Raw genomic sequence first — 23,079 nt, 5'->3', positions numbered from 1 at the left:
CCATGTGGGGCATCGTTCCGGCCGCCGGCCGCGGCAGCCGCATCCAGCCGCTGGCGTTCTCGAAAGAGCTGCTGCCGGTGGGCAGCCGGTGCGACGACGGCACCGAACGTCCATGCGCAGTCTCCGAATATCTGCTGGAGCGCCTGATTCTGGGGGGCGCGGACAAGATCTGCTTCGTGATCTCGCCGGGCAAATCCGACATTCTGGAATATTTCGGCGATCACTACGGCAGCGCGCAGCTCGCCTATGTCGTCCAGCCCGACGCGTCCGGACTGTGCGACGCCGTCTTCCGGGCCGGCACGGTGATCGGCCACGACGAGGACGTCGTTGTCGGCCTGCCCGACACTGTCTGGTTTCCCAAGGTCGCCTTGCAAGCCTTGCCCGATGCCGACCTCTCCTTCCTGCTCTTCCCGGTCGAGCGCCCGGAGTTTTTCGATGCCGTGGTGCTCGAGGGGGACAGCGTGCGTGAAATCCAGGTTAAGCAGCCAAACCCGGCATCGCGCTGGATCTGGGGCGCCTTCAGAATGTCGGCCCAGGGCTTTCGCGAGTTGCACGCGCTCTGGCACGAGCGGGACAAACAAGACGAATATTTCGGCACGTTGGTCAATGCCTATCTCCGAGCCGGCGGCCGCGGCATCGGGATCAAGGCGGGCGAGTCCTATGTCGATGTGGGGACGGTCGACGGTTATCGCACGGCTATGGCTCTCCTGACGGGAGGCAACGGTGCTGATGGCCGGTCGAGATTGCGGGCCGGCGCCTCGCCCGGTGGGGCTCGATCGATCGCTGCAATGGACAACGGAGCGACGGCATGACACGAGCGCTGCTCACGCGCGAGGAAATTCGAAGGCGCGTGGACGCGCTCGGCCCGTGGTTTCACAATCTCGACCTCGACGGTGTGCCGACCGCTCCCGGTCACTTCCTTGGCGACTATCCCAATGTGAAGTGGCGTCGCTTCTCCGGCATCATTCCGGACCGGCTCGACGGAAAAACCGTGCTCGACATTGGCTGCAATGCCGGCTTCTACGCGATGGAAATGAAGCGGCGGGGGGCCGAGCGCGTGCTTGGTCTCGACACCGACGAAGAGTATCTGGCGCAGGCGCGATTTGCCGCCGAAGTGAATGGCCTGCGGATCGAGTTCCGCAAGATGTCGGCCTATGATGTCGGACAGCTCCGCGAGACTTTCGATCTCGTGATTTTCATGGGCGTGCTCTACCACCTGCGTCATCCGCTGCTGGCGTTGGACCTGATCCACGAACATGTCGCAAAGGATCTCTTGCTGTTCCAGTCGATGCAGCGCGGCGCCGGTCATGTCGATGAGATCGACAAGAATTACGATTTCTGGACCACCGACCAGTTCGATTCCGCCGGCTATCCAAAGCTGCACTTCATCGAGCACAAATACGCGGATGACCCCACCAATTGGTGGGTCCCGAACCGGGCCTGCGTCGAGGCCATGCTGCGCAGCACAGGCTTTGCGATCACCGCACATCCCGAAGAGGAAGTTTACCTCTGCAAGCGGACCGCGCGTCCACAAGCGGACGGGCCGGTCTATCCATCCCGGAGCACCAGCTGATGATCGAGGCGGCCAAGATCTGGAACGAGCCGAACAACAAGTCGCATTGGGACCTTCAGATTGATCCGGATTGGGTCATGTTCGCCGATCTTGCGACCGCTGCTGGAAAAGCTATTCGCGGCATCCGGCCAGCACTCCCAATCGTGCTCGGCGGCATCTCACCGATCGATCCGTCCTTCATGCGCAAGATGCAGGGCCGCGGCGTGCTCGATCATTTCGATGCGGTCGCCGTGCACGGATTTCCGCTCGACTGGAATCTATGGCAGATCGGCGAATGGCCCGCCAAGCTCGAGGAGATCAAGGCGGTCACCTCCCTGCCCGTCTGGGTGACCGAGGTCGGCGTCTCCTCCTTCGGCGCCGAGGAGGTGCAAGCCTGGGGTCTGTCGCGCACCGCCGAGCTCCTGATCGGCCGCGCGCCGCGCATTCACTGGTACAGCCTCTATGACCTCCCCTCCGCATGGGAAGCAACGACCCGGCACAAGGAAGCCGAAGGCTCGTCGTACTACAGGCATTTTCACATGGGGCTGCTGCGCGAGGATGGCACACCGAAGGCGGCCGCCGACCTGTTCGGCACCCACGCGCCGGCCATGGGGCTTTGCCAATGGTTTCACTTCGAGGATCACCGCCTCGACGAAGCCGTGCGCTGGATGCGCCGGCTTGGCGTGACCCATCTCAGGACGGGCCTGTCATGGGCCGACAGCTTCCGTCCCAATGCGCTAGACTGGTTCGACCAGCAGATGGAGGCGCTGGCGGAGTTTCAGGTCACCGTGACGTTCTGCTTCACGCCCGAGCATCGCGGCATCGAGCCGCATCACACCAGCCCGCCGCTCGACGTCAATGAATTCGCCGATTTCTGCGCATCGATGGTCGACCGTTACTGCGCGAGGACCGGTCTTGGTACCGCGCCAGCATCGGCCGATCCCCCGTCGGGGAGCCAATATGCGTGCCCTGATCCTGGTGATGGATTCCGCGGGCATCGGCGGCGCGCCGGATGCCGCGAGTTACGGCGACGACGGTGCCGACACCGTCGGCCACATCGCGGACGCCTGTGCGGCCGGACGGGCCGACAGCGCCTTCCGCGAGGGTCCGCTCCGGCTGCCAAATCTGGTCGCGCTGGGGCTTGGCCAGGCCTGCGGCCTTGCCTCCGGTCGCGTGCCGCCTGGCCTGGACGGCCAAGCCTCGCATCAGGGTTTCGGATGCGCGAGCGAGATCTCGAAGGGCAAGGACACGCCTTCGGGTCATTGGGAAATCGCCGGGGTGCCGGTGCCGTTCGAATGGGGCTATTTTCCGCGGACGAAACCTTGCTTCCCCGCAAATCTGACGGGCGCCTTCTGCGAGCAGGCCGGGTTGCCCGGCATCCTCGGAGATTGCCACGCCTCGGGCACAGAGATCATCGCCGAGTTCGGCGAGCGCCACATGCGATCCGGCATGCCGATCTGCTACACCTCGGCCGACAGCGTGTTCCAGATCGCCGCGCATGAGCAGACCTTCGGGCTCGACCGTCTTTACGACATCTGCGCGCTCGCAAGACGACTGATCGGTCCACTCAACATCGGCCGCGTCATCGCCCGGCCTTTCGTCGGCACGAACGCGAGCGACTTCAAACGGACCGCGCACAGGCGCGACTTCTCCGTGCCGCCCCCGGAAGACACCATCCTCGACCACGCGGCGGGTGCCGGCCGCGACATCGTCACCATCGGCAAGATCGACGACATCTTCGCCCACCGCGCGACCGGGCGAAACCTGCGCGGCGACGGCAACATGGCGCTCTTCGATGCCACGTTGAAAGGGCTGGCGAGCCTTGCGGATGGAGGATTCCTGTTCGCCAACTTCATCGACTTCGACACGCTGTATGGCCATCGCCGCGACATCATCGGCTATGCCGCGGCACTCGAGGCCTTCGACAATCGCCTGCCCGAACTGCTGTCCCGATTGCGAAGCGATGATCTTCTCATCATCACCGCCGATCACGGCTGCGACCCCACCTGGAACGGCACCGATCACACCCGCGAGCAGGTGCCAATCCTCGCCTGGGCCACGCAATCATCTTCTCCCATCGGCCGTCGTGCCGGGTTTGCCGATATCGGAGCCACCGTGGCAAAGCATCTTGGCCTACCCGAACCGCTTCACGGTGCACGCTTCTAGCGAGCGCTCCCGGACCGATTCACCTGAGTTATTGATCCAGGTTAGAGAAATATTCGTTTGTACAATTTCGAGGAACGAACATTCCTTGCATCGCTTCTGACTCAAACGTGACCGGCGCGCAGGTCGTCCGACCAGTCAGCAAAGTGCGCTTCACCAGACATCAGCGACCGATCCCAACGGATCGGTCACAAGGTTGCACGGAGCGGTGAATGACGCGAGTATTGATCACGGGAGGCGCGGGCTTCATCGGCTCCCATGCAACGGACCTATTGCTTTCCGCCGGCTACGAGGTCCGCCTGCTGGATAATCTCTCGCCGCAGGTTCACGGCGGTAACCGCCAGCGTCCCTCCTACCTCGCCGACGACGCCGAACTCGTTGTTGGCAACGTAACCGATAGCGGTGCCGTTGAGCACGCCCTGCGCGGTGCCGACATGGTGCTGCATCTCGCGTCCGCCGTCGGCGTCGGCCAGAGCATGTACGACATCGAACCCTATGTCCGTACGAACGAGCTCGGCACCGCCGTCCTGCTTCAGGCGCTGTCGAAGCGGCCGGTCGAACGGCTGGTCGTCGCCTCCTCCATGAGCATTTATGGGGGAAGGCCTGTATCGCAGGCCGGATCAAAGCGTCGTGGCCTGCGACGAGCGGTCGACCGAGCAACTCCGCCGCGGAGAATGGGAGCTGCGCGACAATGCGGGGTACCCGCTCGAGCCCGTGCCGACGCCGGAGACCAAGCTGCCTTCACTGAGCTCGATCTACGCGCTGAACAAGTTTGCGCAGGAGCGCATGTGCCTGATCACCGGCAAGGCGTACGGCATCCCGACCGTGGGGCTGCGCTTCTTCAATGTGTTCGGCCCCCGTCAGGCGTTGTCAAATCCCTATACCGGCGTGCTCGCCATCTTCGCCGCGCGCCTTCTCAATGGGCGTCCCCCGCTCGTGTTCGAGGATGGCGAGCAACGTCGCGATTTCGTTCACGTGCACGATGTCGCCCGCGCCTGCCGCATCGCGCTGGAAGCCGAACATGCGCAGGATGTCTTCAACGTCGGCTCGGGCCAAAGCAGGAGCATTCTTTCGGTGGCCGAGGACCTCGCTGAGGTCATGGGACGGCGCGACATCGCGCCTGAGATCACGAGGAAATATCGCGCCGGGGATATCAGGCACTGCTTCGCAGACATCGGCAAATCGCGCGACCTTCTCGGCTTCGAGCCGCACGTCGCATTCAAGGACGGCTTGGCGGAGCTCGCGGATTATCTTGCAGACCAGATCGCCGACGACCAGGCGGAACGGGCGACCCAGGAGCTGCTGCAACGAGGATTGGTCGCGTGATGTATCAGCAAGACGACAGGCCTGTCCTGATCACCGGAGGCTGCGGCTTCATCGGATGCAACCTCGCCGACCGGCTGGCGGAGCGCGGCGAGCGCGTATTGGTGCTGGATAATCTGGCCCGCGCCGGCGTGCGTGAGAACGCGCAATGGCTGAAATCCAGGCACGGCGATCTCATCACCATCGCGGTGGCCGACGTCCGCGAGCCGATCCCGGTGATCGATGCCGTGCGCGAGGCCCGCGCCGTGCTGCACTTGGCGGCCCAGGTCGCCGTCACCGACAGCGTAAGTGATCCGGCCGCCGATTTCGAGATCAACGCACGCGGTACCCTGAACGTGCTTGAAGCGGTTCGGCTTCACAACAGCTCCGCACCGGTCGTGTTCGCGTCGACCAATAAGGTCTATGGCCGTTTGATCGAAGACAGTGAGATCGCCCTCACCGGCCGCCGCTACACACCCACCAGGGCCTTGCTGGCTGACGGCATCTCGGAGAACGCGCCGCTCGACTTCTACAGCCCCTATGGCTGCTCCAAGGGGACTGCCGATCAGTACGTCCACGACTATGCCCGGGTCTACGGCCTCCAGACCGTGGTGATGCGCATGAGCTGCATCTATGGGCCGCGACAGTTCGGCACGGAAGATCAGGGCTGGATCGCGCATTTCCTGCTGAGCGCGATCCAAGGCAAACCGTTGACGATCTACGGCGACGGCTATCAGGTTCGCGACGCCCTGCACGTGTCGGACGCAACGGCGGCGTGGCTCGCGGTGCTCGATCGCATCGCACTCGCGCGGGGACGCGTATTCAATCTCGGCGGCGGACCAGCCAATGCGATCAGCCTCCGTGAACTCATCGATCACATCACCGAACTGACGGGTCACGGGATCCCTCACAGCTTTGCCGATTGGCGTCCGGGTGATCAGCCCTGGTACGTCACCGACACCCGTGCCCTGTCGACGGCTCTCGGATGGGCCCCACAGGTCTCGATCGCAGAGGGCCTTCGCTCGCTCTACACCTGGCTGGATGGGCGCTTCGGAGCAGGTCCGGGCAATCGCGAGGCGCTCGCATGACGCGCGTCTCCCTCATCAACCCGAATTGGGATTTTGGCGGCAGCATCTATTTCGGCTGCCGTTCCCCCCACTTGCCGCTCGAGCTCGGCATCTCCGAGCATTATCTCAAAGCGGCAGGCCACAGGACGCTGTTGCTCGATGCTCATATGTTCGATCTGTCGCTGGAGGATATCGAGGCCGAGCTACGCGCGTTCGCGCCCGACCTGATCGTCATCACGACCGCGCCGACCTATCTGTTCTGGCGTTGCGCTCCTCCGGAGCTGCGGGTCCCGCAAGAACTTGCAATAGCGGTTCGGGACCTCGCTCCAACCCTGGTCGCAGTCGGTCCGCACGGCTCGACGACGCCGAGGTCGGCCCTAAAGAAGCTTGGTGTCGACATCATCGTGATGGGCGAGTGCGAAGCATCCCTGTTGCGGCTGGCAAACGGCGAGCGGGATTTTCCCGGCCTTTGCTTTGCGGATGGCGCCTCGATCCGCGTCAATGGCGGCCCGCAGGCAGTCGAATTCAGGGATCAGCCGGCGCTCGATTGGCCGGACGAGATGATCCGGCGTCATTACCACCATCATCACCGATTTGAGGCCGCGCCGGCAGGGCCCGGCGCGGAAGTCGAGGCGTCGCGCGGTTGCCCCTACAATTGCACGTTCTGCGCCAAGGAGAATTTCCGCAACGCCTACCGCAAGCGGCCTCCGGCGACCATCCTCGCCGAAGTGGATCGCCTGCGCGGGCAAGGCGTCGAATATGTCTACTTCATCGACGAGATCTTCCTGCCGAACGCCGAGCTGCTTGAAGGGCTGAGCACGCGCGGCCTCAAATTCGGCGTGCAGACGCGGATCGATCTCTGGAAGCCGGATATGCTCGCCCTGCTGGGCCGCGCCGGGTGCGTCTCGATCGAGGCAGGGATCGAGAGCCTCACCGTCGAGGGCCGCGCGGCGCTCGCCAAGAACTGCAAGATGACCACCGACCAGCTCGCCGACCGGCTGGTCGAAGCCCGCCGCCACGTTCCGTTCGTACAGGCCAATCTGATCGAGGTTCCCGAGGACGACGACCCTGTGGTGCAGCGTTGGCGCCACAAGATGCAGGATGCCGGAATCTGGGCCAATGACCCGGTCCCGCTCTACCCCTATCCCGGCTCGCCCGACTACCGAAAGCTCTGGGGCGAAGCCGACGATTTCGCCTGGGAGCGCGCGCATCAACACTATCTGGGAATGTTCGACCAGTTCAGCGACGTGCAGAACGACCGGCCCATTCCGCTCGAGGCCCTCGAATATCCGGTGGCGCCATGAGGAAAGGAGCGGACATCAGGATCCTGATGACGACCGACACGATCGGCGGCGTATGGACCTATTCCTGCGCGCTCGCCGCAAGCCTTGCCGCTTCGGGCGCCGAGGTGATACTGGCGACAATGGGCCCGCCCCCACGCGCCGACCAGTGTGAGATGCTGGGCGACTCGCGAGTCCGGCTGATCGAAACGGATCTCGCGCTTGAATGGCAGGATCCGGAAGGACACGACTTCCCTCACGCCAGGCGCACCCTCGCCGGCTTGGAAGCGCGATTCAGGCCAGACATCGTCCACCTCAATAGTTTCCGCGAGGCCACGCTGCCGTGGCGCGCGCCGACCATTCTCGTGGCGCATTCCTGCGTCAACTCATGGGCGCGAGCCTGCAAGGATTCGGCCTGGCTCAACGAGCCCCGCTGGATGCGCTATACGGAACGGGTGGCCGCTGCGCTCGACAGCACGGAAGCCTGGGTTTGTCCGAGCCAGTCCTTCCACGATGACATCGTGGAGATCTATCAGCCCCGCTCCCCCGGCGTGGTGATCTGGAATGGAGCTGCGGCTGGCGCGCCGCCAAATCGAAAGCGGGAGCTGATCTTCGCGGCCGGCCGGCTGTGGGATCGTGCCAAAAATATCGAAGCTCTTGCCGCGGCTGCGCACGCACTAGATTGGCCGGTCGAGATCGCAGGCCCTACTGACGGCAACCCGCCTGCCGGCATCACCTGGCTCGGCCCATTATCGCACGGCGTGTTGTGCGATCATCTCCAGCACGCAGCGATCTTTGCCAGCCCCGCGCTGTACGAGCCGTTCGGCCTTTCCGTGCTGGAGGCGGCCGCTGCCGGCTGCGCGCTGGTGCTGTCGGATATTCCCACCTTCCGGGAGTTGTGGAGCGGAGCCGCGCGGCTTTTTGACCCAAGCGATAGTCAGGCTTTGCATCGCATTCTCGTCGAACTCAGTGCCGACGAGCGCGAAAGGACGCGCCTGCAACGCGCCGCCTATGAACACTCGTTGAGCTATTCTCTGGCCCGCACGACCAGCGCCTATCAGAAGCTCTACGAAGGATTGCTCGCTTCCACCCGCTCGCCACCTCAAGCCAAGCAGATCGAGGTGCGCGCATGAAATGCGTCCTGTTCTATCATGCATTCACCTCCTGCTGGAATAACGGCAACGCTCATTTCCTGCGCGGCTACGCCCGAGAGCTACGTGCGCTCGGACACGACGTCGTCGTGTTCGAGCCGGTCGATGGCTGGAGCCGGTTGAATGCCATCCGCGAAAACGGCAGTGGGGCTCTACAAGACATCGGACAACTCTTCCCCGGCGTTTCCATTCGTCGCTTTGATGCCTCACTCGATTTCGACGAAGCTCTTGATGGCGCCGATCTCGTGGTTGTGCACGAATGGAATTCGCCTGTTGTGATCGAGAAAATCGGAGCCAAGCGCGCGCACGGCGCGCCCTTCACGCTCCTGTTCCATGACACCCATCACAGGGCGGTTACTGCGCCGGATGAGCTGGGACAGTTCGACCTCGATGCGTTCGACGGCGTGCTCGCATTTGGCGAGGTGCTGCGCCAGATCTATGTGAATCTCGGCTGGGCAGATCGTGCCTATACCTGGCACGAGGCAGCCGACATCGCCATGTATCATCCCTTGCCGCATGTCGAACGTACGGATGATCTGGTCTGGATCGGCAATTGGGGCGATGGCGAACGCAGTGCCGAGCTCAATGAGTTTCTGGTCGAGCCCGTCGCCGAGCTAGGCTTGCGTGCAAGCGTTTACGGCGTCCGTTATTCCGATCAGGCTCTTCAGACCATCCAGGCCGCCCGCATCCGCTATGGCGGCTGGTTGCCTGCGCACTGGGCGCCGGTCGCCTTCGCGGGGGCGCGCGCGACCGTTCACGTCCCCCGCGGTCCCTATGTGCGATCGCTTCCGGGCATCCCCACCATTCGCGTGTTCGAGGCACTCGCCTGCGGCATTCCCTTGATCTCGGCCCCCTGGTCCGACGTCGAAGGCCTCTTTCCTGACGGCGCTTATCTCCAAGTCGCCGATGGCGTCGAGATGAAGCTGGCGCTCCGCAGCGTTCTCAATGATCGGGACCTGTCAGCCGCCATGGTGGCGACCGGACTCAGGACAATCCGGGAGCGCCATACGTGCCGTCATCGCGCACAGCAGCTCGTGGACATCGTGGAGGGCATTCGGATCTCCGACAGCTCGTCACGACCCTTGCGATACATCGGAGCCTCCGCATGAAGATCTGCTTCTTTGGATCCAGCCTCGTCTCGTCCTACTGGAACGGTGCCGCCACCTATTATCGCGGCATGCTCAAGCAGATTGCAGCGCTTGGACACGACATCACCTTTTTCGAGCCCGATGCCTTCGAGCGACAGGCCCATCGCGACATCGTCGATCCCGATTGGGCCAAAGTCGTCGTCTACCCCGCCACAGACGAGGGCTGGCGCGGTTCACTCGACGCGGCGGCACGATCGGCCGACATGCTGATCAAGGCCAGCGGCGTCGGGGTCTTCGATCGGGAGCTAGAGATCGCGGTTGGGGCCCTGCCGTCTCGAACCATGCGGATTTACTGGGATGTCGACGCTCCCGCTACGCTCGAAGCCATGGCAAACGATGCCGAGCATCATCTGCGCCGCGCGATTTCCTCTTACGACATGGTTCTGACCTACGGCGGCGGCGAAGGCGTCGTATCGGCCTATCGCGCCATGGGTGCGCGGGATTGTGTGCCGATCTACAACGCGCTCGACCCCGAGACCCATTTTCCTTCCCCGCCCAAACCGGAGTTTGCCTGCGATCTCGGCCTGTTGGCCAATCGCCTGCCAGATCGCGAGCAGCGCGTTGAGCATTTCTTTCTCGACGTCGCGCGCGCGCTACCCGAGAAGACGTTCGTTCTCGGCGGTTCTGGCTGGGATACCAAGAGCACCGCAAAGAACATCCGCAAGGTCGGGCATGTCGGCACCGGCCAGCACAACGCCTTCTTCGGCTCCGGCCTGGCCACGCTCAACGTCAACCGCGACAGCATGGCGCGCTTCGGCTTCTCGCCGCCGACGCGGGTATTCGAGGCGATCGGCGCAGGCGCCTGCCTGATCACCGATCAATGGCCCGGCATCGAGCATTTCCTGGAGCCGGACCGCGAGGTGCTGGTGGCTGCGAACGGAGCCGAGATTGCCGGTCATCTCGACGCTCTCAACCCCGATCGTGCCGCCGAGATCGCCGGCCGGGCCCGCGCGCGCATCCTGAGCCAACACACCTATCGGCACCGGGCTCGCAAGTTCAACGATCTCTTCGACGGAAGCAGCTCGCGCATCGAGGCAGCAGAATGAACCTGAGAATTGTCGTCGTCGGTCTTTCGGTCACATCGTCATGGGGCAATGGTCACGCGACGACCTATCGCGCTCTGATCGGGGCCCTCGCACGACGAGGCCACCACGTCACCTTCCTCGAGCGCGACGTCGCCTGGTATCGCGAGCATCGCGATCTCACCGACCCGACATCGTGGACGGTGGAGCTCTATCAGTCCCTGAAGGACGTGCCTCGCCGTTTCGGCAAGCTGATCCGGGACGCCGACCTCGTGATCATCGGTTCTTATGTGCCCGACGGCCTTGCCATCTCAGAGTGGATCACGAGCCAGGCGCGTGGAATCACTGCGTTTTACGACATCGACACACCCGTAACGCTCGCGAAGCTCGACCAAGGCCTCGACTATCTGTCAGCCGCGATGATCCCGCGGTTCGATCTCTATCTGTCGTTCGCCGGTGGTCCCGTGCCCGACATGATCGAGGAGCGGTATGGCAGCCCGATGGCCCGGGTTCTCTATTGCAGCGCCGACATCGAGACTTACGCGCCACAGCAAGCGGAGGCGAGATGGGCCCTCGGCTATCTCGGGACCTACAGCGAGGACCGGCAGCCGATTCTCGAACAGCTGCTGCTGTCCCCGGCCTGCGCGCTGTCGTCAGAGCAGTTCGCGGTCGCAGGCGCGCAATACCCCGCTGATATCGTCTGGCCCGACAATGTCCTGCGGATCGAGCACCTTGCGCCGAAGCAGCACCCGGCGTTCTATGCGGAACAGCGATTCACCCTGAACGCGACTCGCGCCGACATGCGTGCGCTAGGCTTCTCGCCGAGCGTTCGCCTGTTCGAAGCCGCCGCCTGCGGCACGCCGGTGATCTCGGACCGCTGGCCGGGCATCGAAACCATTTTCGCGCCGGCGCGGGAGATTCTTTTGGCCTCGAGCCCGCGCGACGTCATCGAAATCCTGCGCGACATGCCTGAGGAGCGTCGGCGCACCGTTGCGGAGAGCGCACGCCGGCGCGTTCTGACCGATCACACCGCCGACCACCGCGCCCGCCAGCTGGAGGGTTACTACGCCGAAGCAGCCGCACGCCGCCGTCGCAAATCCTCGCGCCCTGCCGCCGGCCGTCCGGTTCAAGTCGCCGAACTCTAAAGAGAGCCTGCCATGACACTCCAGACCCGTATCCCTACGCTCCGCCGCTCGCCGACCGTGCTCATCGCAGGCGGCGCCGGCTTCATCGGCTCTCATCTCTGCGATTCGTTGTTGCAACGTGGCAACGCCGTCATCTGCCTCGACAATCTCTTCACGGGCAGCATCGCCAATATCAGGCCGCTCCTGAACCATCCGAACTTCCGCTTCATCGAGCATGACGTGCAAGAGGAAATCGAGATCGAAGGGGAAATTGACCGCATCTATAGCCTCGCCTGTCCCGCTTCGCCGCGGCATTATCAAAGAGATCCGGTCGGTACGATGAAGACCTGCGTGCTGGGCACAATCAACCTGCTCGAGCTCGCGCACCGCAAGGGTGCCCGCGTCCTGCAAGCTTCCACGAGCGAAGTCTACGGCGATCCGGAGGTGCACCCCCAGCCTGAATCCTATCTCGGCAACGTCAACCCAATCGGGCCACGCGCCTGCTACGACGAGGGCAAGCGCGCCGCCGAGACGCTGATGTTTGATTACCACCGCACGCACGGGACTGAGATCAAGGTCGCTCGCATCTTCAACACCTACGGCCCACGCATGCTGGAGAACGATGGCCGTGTCGTTTCCAACTTCATCGTGCAAGCCCTGCGCGGCGAGCCGATCACGATCTATGGCGGCGGCACGCAAACCCGGAGTTTCTGCTTCGTGGACGATCTCGTGCAAGGTCTCCAACTGCTGATGGAAAGCCCCCCATCGGTGACCGGCCCCTGCAACCTCGGCAATCCTCATGAGGTCACGATCGAAGCCATCGCCCGAGAGGTCCTGACGTACACCGAGTCGGCCTCGCCACTCCGCTTCGAGGCGCTGCCAAAGGACGATCCGAAGCGCCGCAGGCCGGTCATCGACACCGCCGCGCGGTTGCTGGGATGGCGGCCGCGTGTCGCGCTGAAGGACGGCCTCCAAGCCACGATCGCCTATTTTGCACTCCGCCTCGCGGGAGAGTCGCCGACGCTGGTGCCGGCCGTTGCTTCACGTAGATCCGGACATGCAACACGAAGCCGGCTGAGGGTCAGTGACCCCGGTGGATGACATCGTCTCGACAGAGCGCAGCGAGATGGCACCAACCTCCGACAGCAGGACGGACAAATTTTCCACCCTCGTGACGCCATCACCGCACACCGGTTCACGCGAGATTTCTCCGGATCTTCCGGTGCACACATGGCGCACACGCCGCCCTCTAAGCGGTATCCAAGTTCGCCCAGGACGATAAAGCCCATCCGGGAGAGAAGCTCGACAAGGATGCGGTGCGTGGTTCTCTCGCCGCCCTAGGAATGAGCAGGACCGGACGGCGCCACATCCAAGCGGACCGCGATCCCGTCCAGATCCGGGGTTGGCGCTGGATAATGCATCATGACGAGCGGATCGTGGCCTGGAACGATGTGGTCCGCATCGGGCGCTGCGGCGCGCAGCTTGTCGAACCCCACCAGCATGTCGCCGACATGAAACGCCGTCGTAAAAGGACGCTCGCTGGTCAGGTTCTCGTAGAAATGACTGACGTCGGAAGCGAGCACGACCGGACCGCGGCGCGTGTTGACCCGGACGAATTGAAGCCCGGCGGAATGTCCCCCCGCCGCATGGACCGTCAGCCCGGGAGCGATCTCAGCATCGCCATCGTAGAACAGGACTCGGCGCGCATAGTTCAGCCGCACGATGCCGCAGACGTCCTCGACCTCGAAGGAATGCGACAACCTCGGATATTGCATGTAGCGGCCGGTGGCGTAGGTAAGCTCGCGCTCCTGGAGATGAAATCGTGCGTTCGGAAAGCGGTCGAAATTGCCGGCGTGGTCGTAGTGCAGATGGGTGAGGATCACGTCCTTGACATCGGCTGGGTCGATGTCGAAGGCGCGAAGCGTTTCAACCGGGCAGCGCAGGAACATCCGCTTGCGTTGCTTCGCGATCGCGGCATTGAAGCCGGTGTCAATGACGAAGACGCGTCCTCCTCCCCTCGCCAGCCACATGAAATAGTCCATCGGCATCGGCCCTTCGTGCGGGTCGCCGCCGATGAAGTGCTCGCTCCGCCGCGCTTCCCGCGTGGCGTAGCGGATGGCAAAGAGCTCGTATTCCGGCTCGCTCATCACTTCCACCAGCCAAATGGGACGCGTTCAGGGCTCCGCGTCAACTTCCTTGAAGGCCTCGCGTGCGTTGCGGAAGGCGTCGATACCGGCGGGCACGCCGCAATAGACGGCGACCTGGAGCAGGATCTCCTTGATCTCCTCCTTGGTCAGCCCGTTCTTCAGGGCGCCTTTGACGTGCAGCTTCAACTCGTGCGGCCGGTTCAGCGCGCCGAGCATCGCCAGATTGACGATCGAGCGCGTGCGCCGATCGACGCCGGGCCGCGTCCACAGCGCGCCCCAACAGAATTCGGTGGACCACTCCGCCATGGTGCGCGTGAACTCGTCGGCGCCGGCGATCGACTTGTTGACGTAGTCCTCCCCGAGCACCTCCTTGCGAACCTTGAGGCCCTTCTCGAACAGTTCGGTCTTGCTCATGGTCGTCCCTTTCAGGTCTTGAGAAACTCTAGTCCGAAATTGTATGGCCGACCGGCGATGGCGGTCGCAGCGATTGCAGCAGTTCGGTGACGTCAGCCACAGCATCGAGCTTCCAGATCGCGTCGATGACACGGTCCAGGTCCCAATTGCTTTGGCCCGTCCGCACGCTTTCGCGCAGCTTGGCCTCGAGGTCGTTGTTCGAAAGCGGAGCCGCCTGGCTGCCGCGCGGCGCGGTGACAGTCTCCGTGAGCACATCGCCGGACATCAGGCGCAAGATCACGCGCGCGGCACCATCGTGCATCTCGTCGTCGCGCTCCGCCCTCACCCTCTGCCGCAGCCGGGCGATATCTGGCCGGACGACCGTCTCGCGCTTGAATTCGGCGACGCCGGCCGCGCCGAGCAGCAAGCCGCACGCCACACAATGATGGATACTGACGCGGGCGTCGCGCTCGTTGTTGACCGGACGATCGCCGCGCGCGAGCAGCAGCGCCGAGCCCTGCACCGTCACGGTGTCGATCTGATCGACCCGCCGGCCAATCCGCTCCCGCAACAGCAGGCAGGCATCGATGACTGCATGAAAGACGATGCCGGCGGGGTACGGCTTGTAGGTGTTCTTCGCGATTTCCCAGGTCTTGCCGAGGCCATCGAGCATACGAGCAATATCCGGCTCGTCGCCCATGGTGCGCGCCCAGCCAAGCGGACCTTCAATGGCGCGCGGTGCGGCCTCATAGCCCTGTTGCGCAAGCAGCGCTGCAAACAACCCGTTACGCGCCGCGTTGCCGACGCTGACATTCTTGGCGGCGCTCGGCAGGTTCTCGACATTGCCCGCCGACTGGCTCGCTGCGATTCCAATCGCGTTCGCAATCCCTTCCGCAGGTAGAGCCAACAACCTTGCGCAAGCCGCCGCCGCACCAAAAATCCCGCAGGTCGAGGTGATGTGCCAGCCGCGCGCATAATGGCGCGGCGAAACGGCGTTGCCGATGCGGCACTCGACATCCACGCCGAGAACGAAGGCCGTCAGCACCTCGCGTCCCGACAGCCTGCGCGTCTCCGCTAACGCCAGGATAGGAGCGGCGACGGGCGCTGCCGGATGGATGATTGTCTCCGGATGCGTGTCGTCGAAATCGAGCAGATTGGCAGAGACGGCGTTGAGGAACGATGCGCACATCGCGTCCATCGGCTGCGAATGCCCGATGACCGTTGCGGTCGCGGCGCCGCTGAATGGCAGTAGCGTTTGCATCGCCGCCATCACAACGGGATCGCGCGCGGAGCCGAGCGCTGTGGCGAAGAAATTGAGGATCGAGCGCCGCGCCTCGAGGCTCAGCGCCTCCACGTCTGGCCATGACGAGGCCGCAACGAAATCGGCGAGCGTCCTGCTCACGCTTGGAATCGGGTCTTGCGGCACGCGGGGCGTCTTCCTCGTTTTTTTCGGACCTTATGCCGAACCGCGGCAAACTGTCGACCCCAAATGTTATGCTTGACAGCTTGTCTGACAATCATAACAATCCCGTCGCTGGCATCGGATCCCGCCGCCGCAACGACGGCGATCGTCCATGTCGGGACGGCGAACTGACAAGATCAAGACGGCGCGCCCCCGCGGGGATCGCGCGACAGGGAGTGAACGATGGCGGGAGAGACGCTCGGCGTGATCGGAACGGGCCGCATGGGCGGCCCCATGGCGGGGCGGTTGATGGACGCGGGCTATTCGCTCGTCGTCTACGACACGCAAGCGGACGCGACGCAGCCGCTGGTCAAGCGCGGCGCTCTCCTTGGCAAGTCGCCGGCGGACGTCGCCTCCCGTGCCGATATCGTGCTCGCCAGCCTGCCGACACCTGACATCGTCAAGGCGGTGACGCTCGGCCAGGACGGCATCAGCAGCGGCAGTCGCGCGAAGATCGTGGTCGACCTCTCGACCTCGGGTCCTGGCGCCGCGAAGTTCGTCGCGGAAGGCCTCAAAGCCAAGGGCATGACGCTGGTCGATGCCCCCGTCAGCGGCGGCATCAAAGGCGCCGTCAACGGCACGCTGGCGGTGATGGTGTCGTGCCCGCAGGCGACCTACGAGACCGTGCAACCGATCCTGAAGAATTTCGGCAAGCTGTTCTACACCGGCGACAAGCCCGGCGTGGCGCAGACGGCCAAGCTCGCCAACAATCTGATGGCGGCGGCGGCGCTGGTGATCACGTCGGAAGCCGTCGCCATGGGCGTCAAGGGCGGCGTCAACGCCAAGGTGTTGATCGACATCATCAACGCCAGCAGCGGCCGCAACAGCGCTTCCGAAGACAAATTCCCCCGCTCGGTGCTGCCGGGCACCTTCGATTTCGGCTTCACCACCGGCCTTTCCTACAAGGACGTCCGTCTCTGCGTGGACGAGGCCGAGGCCATGGGCGTGCCGATGGTCTGCGGCGCGGTGGTGCGGCAGATGCTGGCGATCACCAACGCCAAATACGGAGCCTCATCCGATTTCACCTCGATTGCCAAGGTGCTCGAGGAATGGGCCGCGGTCGAGATGCGCGGCTGAGCGCAAAGCCTTGGGAGAGCGACCTGCAATGACGAACGGCCCGACCGGATCCGGCAAGGTATCGCTCGCGCGTCAGATGGCGCGGAGCGCACTCGCCATGGATCTCGGCGATTTCGAGCCCGACGTCGTCGCCAAGGCCAAGCTCTGCCTGCTCGACTTCCTGTCCTGTGCTTTCGAGGCTGGCCATCATCCCTGGAGCCGTCAGGCGGTTCAAATCGCTCAGGACGGCGGCCGCGCAACCATCATCGGAACGTCGCAACTCTCCTCGCCGGCCGACGCGGCGTTCGCAAACGCCGTGATGGGCCACGGTCTCGTGCGGGAAGACATGCATGCCGCCAGCATCGCGCACCACGGCGTGGTGATCTGGCCGACATTGCTCGCGCTGTCTGAACAGGCGCCGCTGTCCGGCGCGAAGCTGCTCGCGGCCGCCATCATCGGCTATGAGACCGGCGCGCGGATCGGCCGCGCGCTCCTGACCTCGGATCTCGCTCGCCTCTATCGTCCGACCGGCCTCGTAGCCCCTCCGGGTGCAGCGCTCGCCGGAAGTTTCGCGCTCGGCCACTCCGAGGACCAGGCGACCAGCGCCATCGCGATCGCAGCCAACACGTCGAGCGGCCTCAACGAGTGGCCGCATGCCGGCGGCTCGGACATGTATTTTCATCCGGGCTTCGCCGCCAGCAACGCGATCAAGGCGGTCGGCCTCGCCGCAGCCGGCGCCTTCGGCTCCGAAACAATCCTCGAAGGCGAGGCCGGCCTGTTCGCCGCCTATCGCCGGCAGGCTGCGCCCGACGGCATCGCGCTGTTCCCGAACGGCGAATGCGAGATCATGGCCGTCTACAACAAGCCGGTCCCGGCCTGCAATTTCGCGCAGACCGCCGCCCAGGCCGCGCTCCGCGTCTCGCATGAGCTCGCCGGCACCGATGAGATCGACCGCATCGTCATTCGCGCTCCCGATGCCGCCGTGCGCTATCCCGGCTGCGATTCCATGGGACCTTACCGCAATGCTCTCCAGGCCAAGATGAGCATTCCCTTCAGCGTCGCGGCGACGCTGACGCGGGGCGAGATCGAGGAAGAGAACTACGCCGACCTCGGTGATGCCGACATCCTCCGCCTCGTCTCGGTCACGGACCTTGAGCGGGATCCCGGCTTCACCGCCGCGTTTCCCGGCAAGCAGGGCGCGGATGTAACCGTGCATCTGCGGAGCGGCCGGACCATCCGGCACGCTTTGCCCGACGTCATTGCCGCAACGCCTTCAGATATTCGCGCGCGCTTCCGCGCTGCCGCCAGCCGCATTCTCGGCGATGACCACGCGCACCGGCTCGAGCAGCTCATCGAGAGCAGCGAACGGCTCGGCAATGCCGGCGACATCGCAGCGCAATGCCGCCTGGATGCGGCGGAACGGGTTTTACGATCGGCATCATAAGAAATGCCGGAGAGTACGGGGGAAACATGGTCGATTTCGAGACCCGCTTAGGTTCGTCAGCCGCGCGGAGGCGAAGCTGATGGAAGGATTTCTGCAAGCGCTCGCCGCGGGCCTTCTGATCGGCGCCGTCTACGGCCTGATGTGCGTCGGGCTCGGCCTGATCTTCGGCGTCATGCGCGTCATCAACTTCGCCCATGGCGATTTCATGATGCTGGGCATGTACACGGCGTTCTATCTGTTCACCGCCGCCGGCGTTCAATCGTTCTTCGGCAATGCGGTCGGACCGTTCGTCGCCATTCTGCTGGCCGGCCCGGTGCTCGCCGTGTTCGGTTACTTCGTTCACCGGACATTGATCTCGCACGTTTCAGGGACGCGCACCGCTTCGCTCGAAGGCGAAGGCCACTACGCCCAGCTCATCCTGACGCTCGGCATCGCGCTGATCCTGCAGAACGGCGGTCTGCTCGTGTTCGGCTCGGTGCTGGCCTCGATCCGCACGCCGCTGTCGAGCTCGGCCTGGGAGCTCGGCCCCTTCTTCGACATGAGCATTTTCCTCAACAAGGCGCGCAGCATCGACATGGTCGTTTCGCTGATCATGATGATCCTGCTATCGCTGCTGATCACGCGAACCCGGATCGGCAAATCGCTGCGTGCCGCCGCGGATAATCCGACCGCCGCGACCTATATGGGCATCGACGTCGACCGCGCGCACCGCACCGCCTTCGCGCTCGGCTGCGGCATCACGGCGATCGCCGGCGGCCTGCTCGCCACCAACTATCCGTTCCACCCGTTCGTCGGCCTCGAATACGTCATCGTGATGTATGCGGGTGTCGTGCTCGGCGGGATGGGCAGCATCATCGGCGCGTTCTGGGGCGGCATGACCATCGGCCTCGTGCAGCAGATGTCGACGCTGATCCTGCCGACGCAGCTGCAGAACGCCGCGATCTTCGCCGTCTTCCTCCTCATTATCTTCTTCCGTCCGCAAGGATTCTTCGGACGAATGGTGGAGAGGACGTGACCATGCTCCGGATGCGCTCCTTTCTGCCTCCCCTGCTCTTCACCCTCGCCTATGCGGTCGTGTCGCTCGGTGTCACTAACTCCTACTACCAGCTGATCCTGACGCTGGTGCCGGTCTGGGCGGTGTTCGGCCTGTCGTGGAATCTGCTCAGCGGCTACACCGGACTGATCTCGTTCGGCCACGCCGCGTTCTTCGGCATCGGCGCCTATGCGACCGCGCTCGGGCAGATCTATTTCGACATCTCGCCCTGGCTGCTGATCCCGGTCGCGGCCATGCTCGGCGGCATCGCCGGCCTCCTGATCGGGTTTCCGACCTTCCGCCTGCAGGGCCATTATTTCGCCCTGGCGATGCTCGCCTACCCGCTCGCCATCCTCTACGTGTTCGAGTGGCTCGGCTTCCAGGAGGTGACACTTCCGATCAAGCGCGATGCGCCGATCGCCTATATGCAATTCGCCGATCCCCATTTCTACACCCTGTTGGGGCTCGCGCTCATGCTGGCCACCATCGTGCTGACGCAAGTGATCGAGCGCTCGCGTTTCGGCATGGCACTGCTCGCGATCAAGCAGAACGAGGCCGCAGCCGAGGCAGCCGGCATCAACACGCTCGCCTGGAAGCTGCGCGCGATCACGCTGAGCGGGGCCATTGCCGCCGCGATTGGCGGCTTCTACGCCCAGGTTCTTCTGGTTGTGACGCCGCAATCGGTGTTCGGCATGCTGGTGTCGGCCCAGGCGCTGACGGTCGCGATGTTCGGCGGCGTCGGCACGGTCTGGGGTCCGGTCATTGGTTCGGTGATCCTGATCCCGCTCGCCGAGATCCTCCATGCCGAGGCCGGCGACCGCTTCCCCGGCATCCAGGGCGTGATCTTCGGCTTTGCCATCGTCTGCGTCATCCTCCTGGCGCCCGAGGGCCTGTTCTGGAAGCTGCGCGATCTGCTGCGCAAACGTATCGCGCCCAAGGCGGCTGCGGCTGACGTTCCCGAAACAGCGGCCGCCAATGTCACTCCACTAAAGCCCGCCCCGCGCCAGCGGGCCACCACCGGCGAGGTCATGCTGGAAGTGAAGAACCTGTCCCGGTCCTTCGGCGGCCTCAAGGCCGTGCAGGACGTCAGCTTCAAGCTGCACCAGAACGAGATCCTCGGCATCATCGGCCCCAACGGCGCCGGTAAAACCACCCTGTTCAATCTCCTCAACGGCTTCCTGAAGCCGAGTGAGGGCGAGGTTCTGATCGACGGTCGCAACATGTCCGGCCAGCGGCCGCACGTGATCTGCGAGGCCGGGGTGGGGCGTACCTTCCAGGTCATGCGGCCATTCCTGCGCATGTCGATCCTCGACAATGTCGTGGTCGGTGCCTATGTGCGCGCGCGATCGGACGAGGAGGCACGCAAGCTTGCCGCGGACGCGGTCGCCCGTGTCGGGCTCTCCGCCGTCGCCGACCGTGTCGCCGGTGAGCTCTCGACCAAGGAATTGCGGCTGATGGAGCTGGCCCGCGCCATCGCCGGCCAGCCGCGCATCCTGCTGCTCGACGAGACGCTGGCAGGCCTCGGCCATGGCGAGGCCGACGAGGTCGTCGCCGTGATCCAGCAGCTCGCGCGCGACGGCACGACCATCGCGATCATCGAGCACACCATGCAGGCGATGGTCCGGCTGGTCGACAGGTTTCTCGTGCTCGACCACGGCGCCGTCATCACCGAAGGCCTGCCGGAGGTGGTGACGCGCGACAACCGCGTGATCGAGGCCTATCTCGGCAAGAAATGGGTGGGCCATGCTGCGAATTGAGGGATTGAGCGCGGGCTATTCGGCCAAGCCCGTCCTGAACGACATCTCAATCAATGTCGGCGCCGGCCAGTTCGTCGCCATCGTCGGCCCCAACGGCGCCGGCAAGACCACGCTGTTCAAGACCATCTCCGGCATCGTCAAGCCGAGCGGCGGGGCCGTCACCTTCGACGGCGTCGATCTGCTCGCAGTGCCCCCACCGCAACGCGCCCATCTCGGCATCGCCCACGTCCCCGAGGGTCGCCAGGTCTTCCCATCACTGACCGTGATGGAGAACCTGGAAATGGGCGCGATGACCGAGAGCGGCCGGCGCGACTGGCAGAGCAACATCGAGCGCATCTTCGAATGGCTGCCGGTGCTGAAGGAGCGCCGCAACCAGTTCGCGGGCACGATGTCCGGCGGCCAGCAGCAGATGCTCGCGATCGGCCGCGGCCTCGCCTCCTCGCCGAAGCTGTTGATGCTCGATGAGCCCTCGATGGGGCTGGCGCCCTCGACCGCCGACTTCATCTTCGAACGGCTGATCGATATTCGCCGCCAGTCCGGCCTGACCATGCTGCTGGTCGAGCAGCGCGTCGCTGAAGCGCTGGAATCGGCCGACCACGGCTACGTCCTCGAAGCCGGCCATGTCGTGCTCGAAGGCAATAACGACACGCTGCGCGCCGACGATCGCGTGCGTAAGGCCTATCTCGGCATGTGACCAACATAAGAACAAGGACCAGGGAGAAACAAAATGAACAAGACTTCAAAGGGACTGACGCGTCGCACCGTGCTGTCCGGCGCTGCCGCCGTCGGCCTCGCCGGCGTGGCGCACGCGCAGGCCCCGGCCGAGGTGAAGGTCGGACTGATCGTGCCGCTGTCGGGCATCTACACCCGTCCGGGCCAGGTGATGAAGATGGGCGCCGAGATGGGCATCGAGCACATCAACGCGCAAGGTGGTATCAAGGCGCTCGGCGGCGCCAAGCTGAAGCTGGTCGTGATCGACTGCGGCGACACCACCGAGAAGGCCAAGAACGCCGCGCAGCGCATGGTCGCGCAGGAGCCCGACCTGGTCGCCGCCACCGGCGCCTATCTCTCCTCCTTCACGCTCGCGGTGACCGAAGTGACCGAGCGGGCTGAATTGCCGGTGCTGACGCTGTCGTATTCGGACCTTCTGACCGACCGCGGCTTCAAATACATCTTCCAGACTGCGGCGACCGCGAGCCGCCAGTCCGAGCTCGGCCTGCCGACGCTGATGAAGCTTGCCGAGAATGCCTCGGGCAAGAGGCCGAAGACCGTGGCGATGCTGATGGACAACACCGCAACCTCGGTCGCGACCGCCAAGGCGCTGAAGGAAAGACTGTTCGCGCAGGAAGGCCTCCAGCTCGTGGTCGAGGAGGTCTGGACCCCGCCGCTGTCGGATGCGACGCCGCTGATCCAGAAGGTCCGCTCGGCCAAGCCCGATCTGCTGTTGTTCATGCCGAACGCGGTGTCGGACGCCAAGCTCGGGCTCGAGGAAGATCAGCGAGTTCGGCCTCGGCCAGGGCAAGATCCCGACCGTGTCCTTCAGCATCACCATCGCCGAGCCCGACATGCTGCAGAGCGTGAGCCCGGAGACCGTGCAGGGCATCATGACCATCGTCGCGAATTGGGGCTCGAAGGGTCACGAGGCGCTGATCGCCGAGCTGAAGGCCAAATACAAGGAGCCCTGGATGACGCAGAACGTCATCTCGACCTATGGCGACATGTGGCTGATGAAGGAAGCCCTGGAGAAGGCCGGCAAGGCCGACCGCAATGCGGTCGCGCAGGCCTTCCGCACCATGGATGCCGGCCCGTCGAAATACTATCCGGGCGGCCAGCTCAAGTTCGACGAGAAGGGCCGCAGGGTCGGCGCCGGCGTCGTCATCGTGCAATGGCAATCGGGCGTGCCGGTCACCGTCTATCCGCCCGAGCTCGCGCAGGCACAGCCGTTCTGGCCGAAGAAGTAACATCGCGCAATTTTCAG

General features: G+C 64.3%; 18 protein-coding genes and 3 pseudogenes. 18 read left to right on the top strand and 3 right to left on the bottom strand.

Going from position 1 to position 23,079, the window contains the following annotated elements; all coding sequences use genetic code 11:
• Nucleotides 1-2 precede the first annotated feature (2 nt).
• The 12 genes and pseudogenes from ACETMP_RS29480 (at nucleotide 3) to ACETMP_RS29425 (ending at nucleotide 12,910) form a co-directional block, all read left to right on the top strand.
• The gene (locus ACETMP_RS29480; RefSeq protein ID WP_375158875.1) at nucleotides 3-812 is read left to right on the top strand and encodes a nucleotidyltransferase family protein; all 810 of its coding nucleotides are present in this window, start codon (nucleotides 3-5) and stop codon (nucleotides 810-812) included.
• A complete protein-coding gene (locus tag ACETMP_RS29475; protein WP_375158874.1) occupies nucleotides 809-1,573 on the top strand; it encodes a TIGR04290 family methyltransferase in 765 nt (254 codons plus the stop codon). Before ACETMP_RS29480 ends, ACETMP_RS29475 begins: the two co-directional genes overlap by 4 nt.
• Nucleotides 1,573-2,502, top strand: a pseudogene (locus tag ACETMP_RS29470) (beta-xylosidase); the annotation flags it as partial. The gene ACETMP_RS29475 and the pseudogene ACETMP_RS29470, both read left to right, overlap by 1 nt.
• Nucleotides 2,503-2,512: 10 nt before the next feature.
• Complete coding sequence (locus ACETMP_RS29465; protein ID WP_375158873.1) at nucleotides 2,513-3,718, top strand: phosphopentomutase; 1,206 nt, start codon at nucleotides 2,513-2,515, stop codon at nucleotides 3,716-3,718.
• Nucleotides 3,719-3,927: 209 nt separating this feature from the next.
• A pseudogene (locus ACETMP_RS29460) lies at nucleotides 3,928-5,041 on the top strand (NAD-dependent epimerase/dehydratase family protein).
• Complete coding sequence (locus ACETMP_RS29455; RefSeq protein WP_375158872.1) at nucleotides 5,041-6,105, top strand: NAD-dependent epimerase/dehydratase family protein; 1,065 nt, start codon at nucleotides 5,041-5,043, stop codon at nucleotides 6,103-6,105. The pseudogene ACETMP_RS29460 and the gene ACETMP_RS29455 overlap by 1 nt, the downstream one beginning before the upstream one ends.
• Nucleotides 6,102-7,388, top strand: coding sequence for a TIGR04295 family B12-binding domain-containing radical SAM protein (locus ACETMP_RS29450; RefSeq protein WP_375158871.1), 1,287 nt, complete (start codon nucleotides 6,102-6,104; stop codon nucleotides 7,386-7,388). Before ACETMP_RS29455 ends, ACETMP_RS29450 begins: the two co-directional genes overlap by 4 nt.
• On the top strand, nucleotides 7,385-8,497 hold the full coding sequence (locus ACETMP_RS29445; RefSeq protein ID WP_375158870.1) for a glycosyltransferase family 4 protein: 1,113 nt from the start codon (nucleotides 7,385-7,387) through the stop codon (nucleotides 8,495-8,497). Before ACETMP_RS29450 ends, ACETMP_RS29445 begins: the two co-directional genes overlap by 4 nt.
• Nucleotides 8,494-9,624 (top strand): glycosyltransferase, encoded by a 1,131-nt coding sequence (locus ACETMP_RS29440; protein WP_375158869.1) that lies wholly within the window; start codon nucleotides 8,494-8,496, stop codon nucleotides 9,622-9,624. The genes ACETMP_RS29445 and ACETMP_RS29440 overlap by 4 nt, the downstream gene beginning before the upstream one ends.
• Nucleotides 9,621-10,709, top strand: coding sequence for a glycosyltransferase (locus tag ACETMP_RS29435; protein ID WP_375158868.1), 1,089 nt, complete (start codon nucleotides 9,621-9,623; stop codon nucleotides 10,707-10,709). The genes ACETMP_RS29440 and ACETMP_RS29435 overlap by 4 nt, the downstream gene beginning before the upstream one ends.
• Entirely contained in the window at nucleotides 10,706-11,830 is a 1,125-nt protein-coding gene (locus ACETMP_RS29430; protein WP_375158867.1) for a glycosyltransferase, read from the top strand. Before ACETMP_RS29435 ends, ACETMP_RS29430 begins: the two co-directional genes overlap by 4 nt.
• A 12-nt stretch (nucleotides 11,831-11,842) precedes the next feature.
• Nucleotides 11,843-12,910, top strand: coding sequence for a UDP-glucuronic acid decarboxylase family protein (locus tag ACETMP_RS29425; RefSeq protein WP_375158866.1), 1,068 nt, complete (start codon nucleotides 11,843-11,845; stop codon nucleotides 12,908-12,910).
• A gap of 236 nt (nucleotides 12,911-13,146) precedes the next feature.
• On the opposite strand, the gene ACETMP_RS29420 is transcribed toward ACETMP_RS29425, so the two are convergent.
• Genes ACETMP_RS29420 through ACETMP_RS29410 form a run of 3 tightly spaced genes read right to left on the bottom strand, consistent with a single transcriptional unit; the run spans nucleotide 13,147 to nucleotide 15,751 of the window.
• Nucleotides 13,147-13,956: an N-acyl homoserine lactonase family protein gene (locus ACETMP_RS29420; protein WP_375158865.1), complete on the bottom strand. Its 810-nt coding sequence runs from the start codon at nucleotides 13,954-13,956 to the stop codon at nucleotides 13,147-13,149.
• A 27-nt stretch (nucleotides 13,957-13,983) separates the two neighbouring features.
• Nucleotides 13,984-14,370, bottom strand: a complete 387-nt coding sequence (locus ACETMP_RS29415; RefSeq protein ID WP_375158864.1) for a carboxymuconolactone decarboxylase family protein — start codon at nucleotides 14,368-14,370, stop codon at nucleotides 13,984-13,986.
• Nucleotides 14,371-14,398: 28 nt separating this feature from the next.
• The gene (locus ACETMP_RS29410; protein WP_375158863.1) at nucleotides 14,399-15,751 is read right to left on the bottom strand and encodes an MmgE/PrpD family protein; all 1,353 of its coding nucleotides are present in this window, start codon (nucleotides 15,749-15,751) and stop codon (nucleotides 14,399-14,401) included.
• 243 nt (nucleotides 15,752-15,994) lie between these two features.
• Here ACETMP_RS29410 and ACETMP_RS29405 point away from each other — a divergent pair, with 243 nt between their 5' ends.
• From ACETMP_RS29405 to ACETMP_RS29380, 6 genes and pseudogenes are all read left to right on the top strand, one after another.
• Nucleotides 15,995-16,888 (top strand): NAD(P)-dependent oxidoreductase, encoded by an 894-nt coding sequence (locus ACETMP_RS29405; protein ID WP_375158862.1) that lies wholly within the window; start codon nucleotides 15,995-15,997, stop codon nucleotides 16,886-16,888.
• A 28-nt stretch (nucleotides 16,889-16,916) separates the two neighbouring features.
• On the top strand, nucleotides 16,917-18,311 hold the full coding sequence (locus ACETMP_RS29400) for an MmgE/PrpD family protein (protein WP_375158861.1): 1,395 nt from the start codon (nucleotides 16,917-16,919) through the stop codon (nucleotides 18,309-18,311).
• A 79-nt stretch (nucleotides 18,312-18,390) separates the two neighbouring features.
• Nucleotides 18,391-19,326 carry a branched-chain amino acid ABC transporter permease gene (locus ACETMP_RS29395; RefSeq protein ID WP_375158860.1) on the top strand — a complete coding sequence of 312 codons (936 nt, stop codon included), beginning with the start codon at nucleotides 18,391-18,393 and terminating at the stop codon, nucleotides 19,324-19,326.
• Between the two features lie 2 nt (nucleotides 19,327-19,328).
• A complete protein-coding gene (locus ACETMP_RS29390) occupies nucleotides 19,329-21,101 on the top strand; it encodes an ATP-binding cassette domain-containing protein (RefSeq protein WP_375162022.1) in 1,773 nt (590 codons plus the stop codon).
• Nucleotides 21,088-21,795, top strand: coding sequence for an ABC transporter ATP-binding protein (locus ACETMP_RS29385; protein ID WP_375158859.1), 708 nt, complete (start codon nucleotides 21,088-21,090; stop codon nucleotides 21,793-21,795). Before ACETMP_RS29390 ends, ACETMP_RS29385 begins: the two co-directional genes overlap by 14 nt.
• A 33-nt stretch (nucleotides 21,796-21,828) precedes the next feature.
• Nucleotides 21,829-23,062, top strand: a pseudogene (locus tag ACETMP_RS29380) (ABC transporter substrate-binding protein).
• Nucleotides 23,063-23,079: the final 17 nt, after the last annotated feature.

Source organism: Bradyrhizobium dasycarpum (genome assembly GCF_042019905.1).
Taxonomy (GTDB): domain Bacteria; phylum Pseudomonadota; class Alphaproteobacteria; order Rhizobiales; family Xanthobacteraceae; genus Bradyrhizobium; species Bradyrhizobium japonicum_B.
The sequence above is the reverse complement of the archived record's forward strand: the minus strand, read 5'-3'. Positions and strand labels throughout refer to the sequence as shown.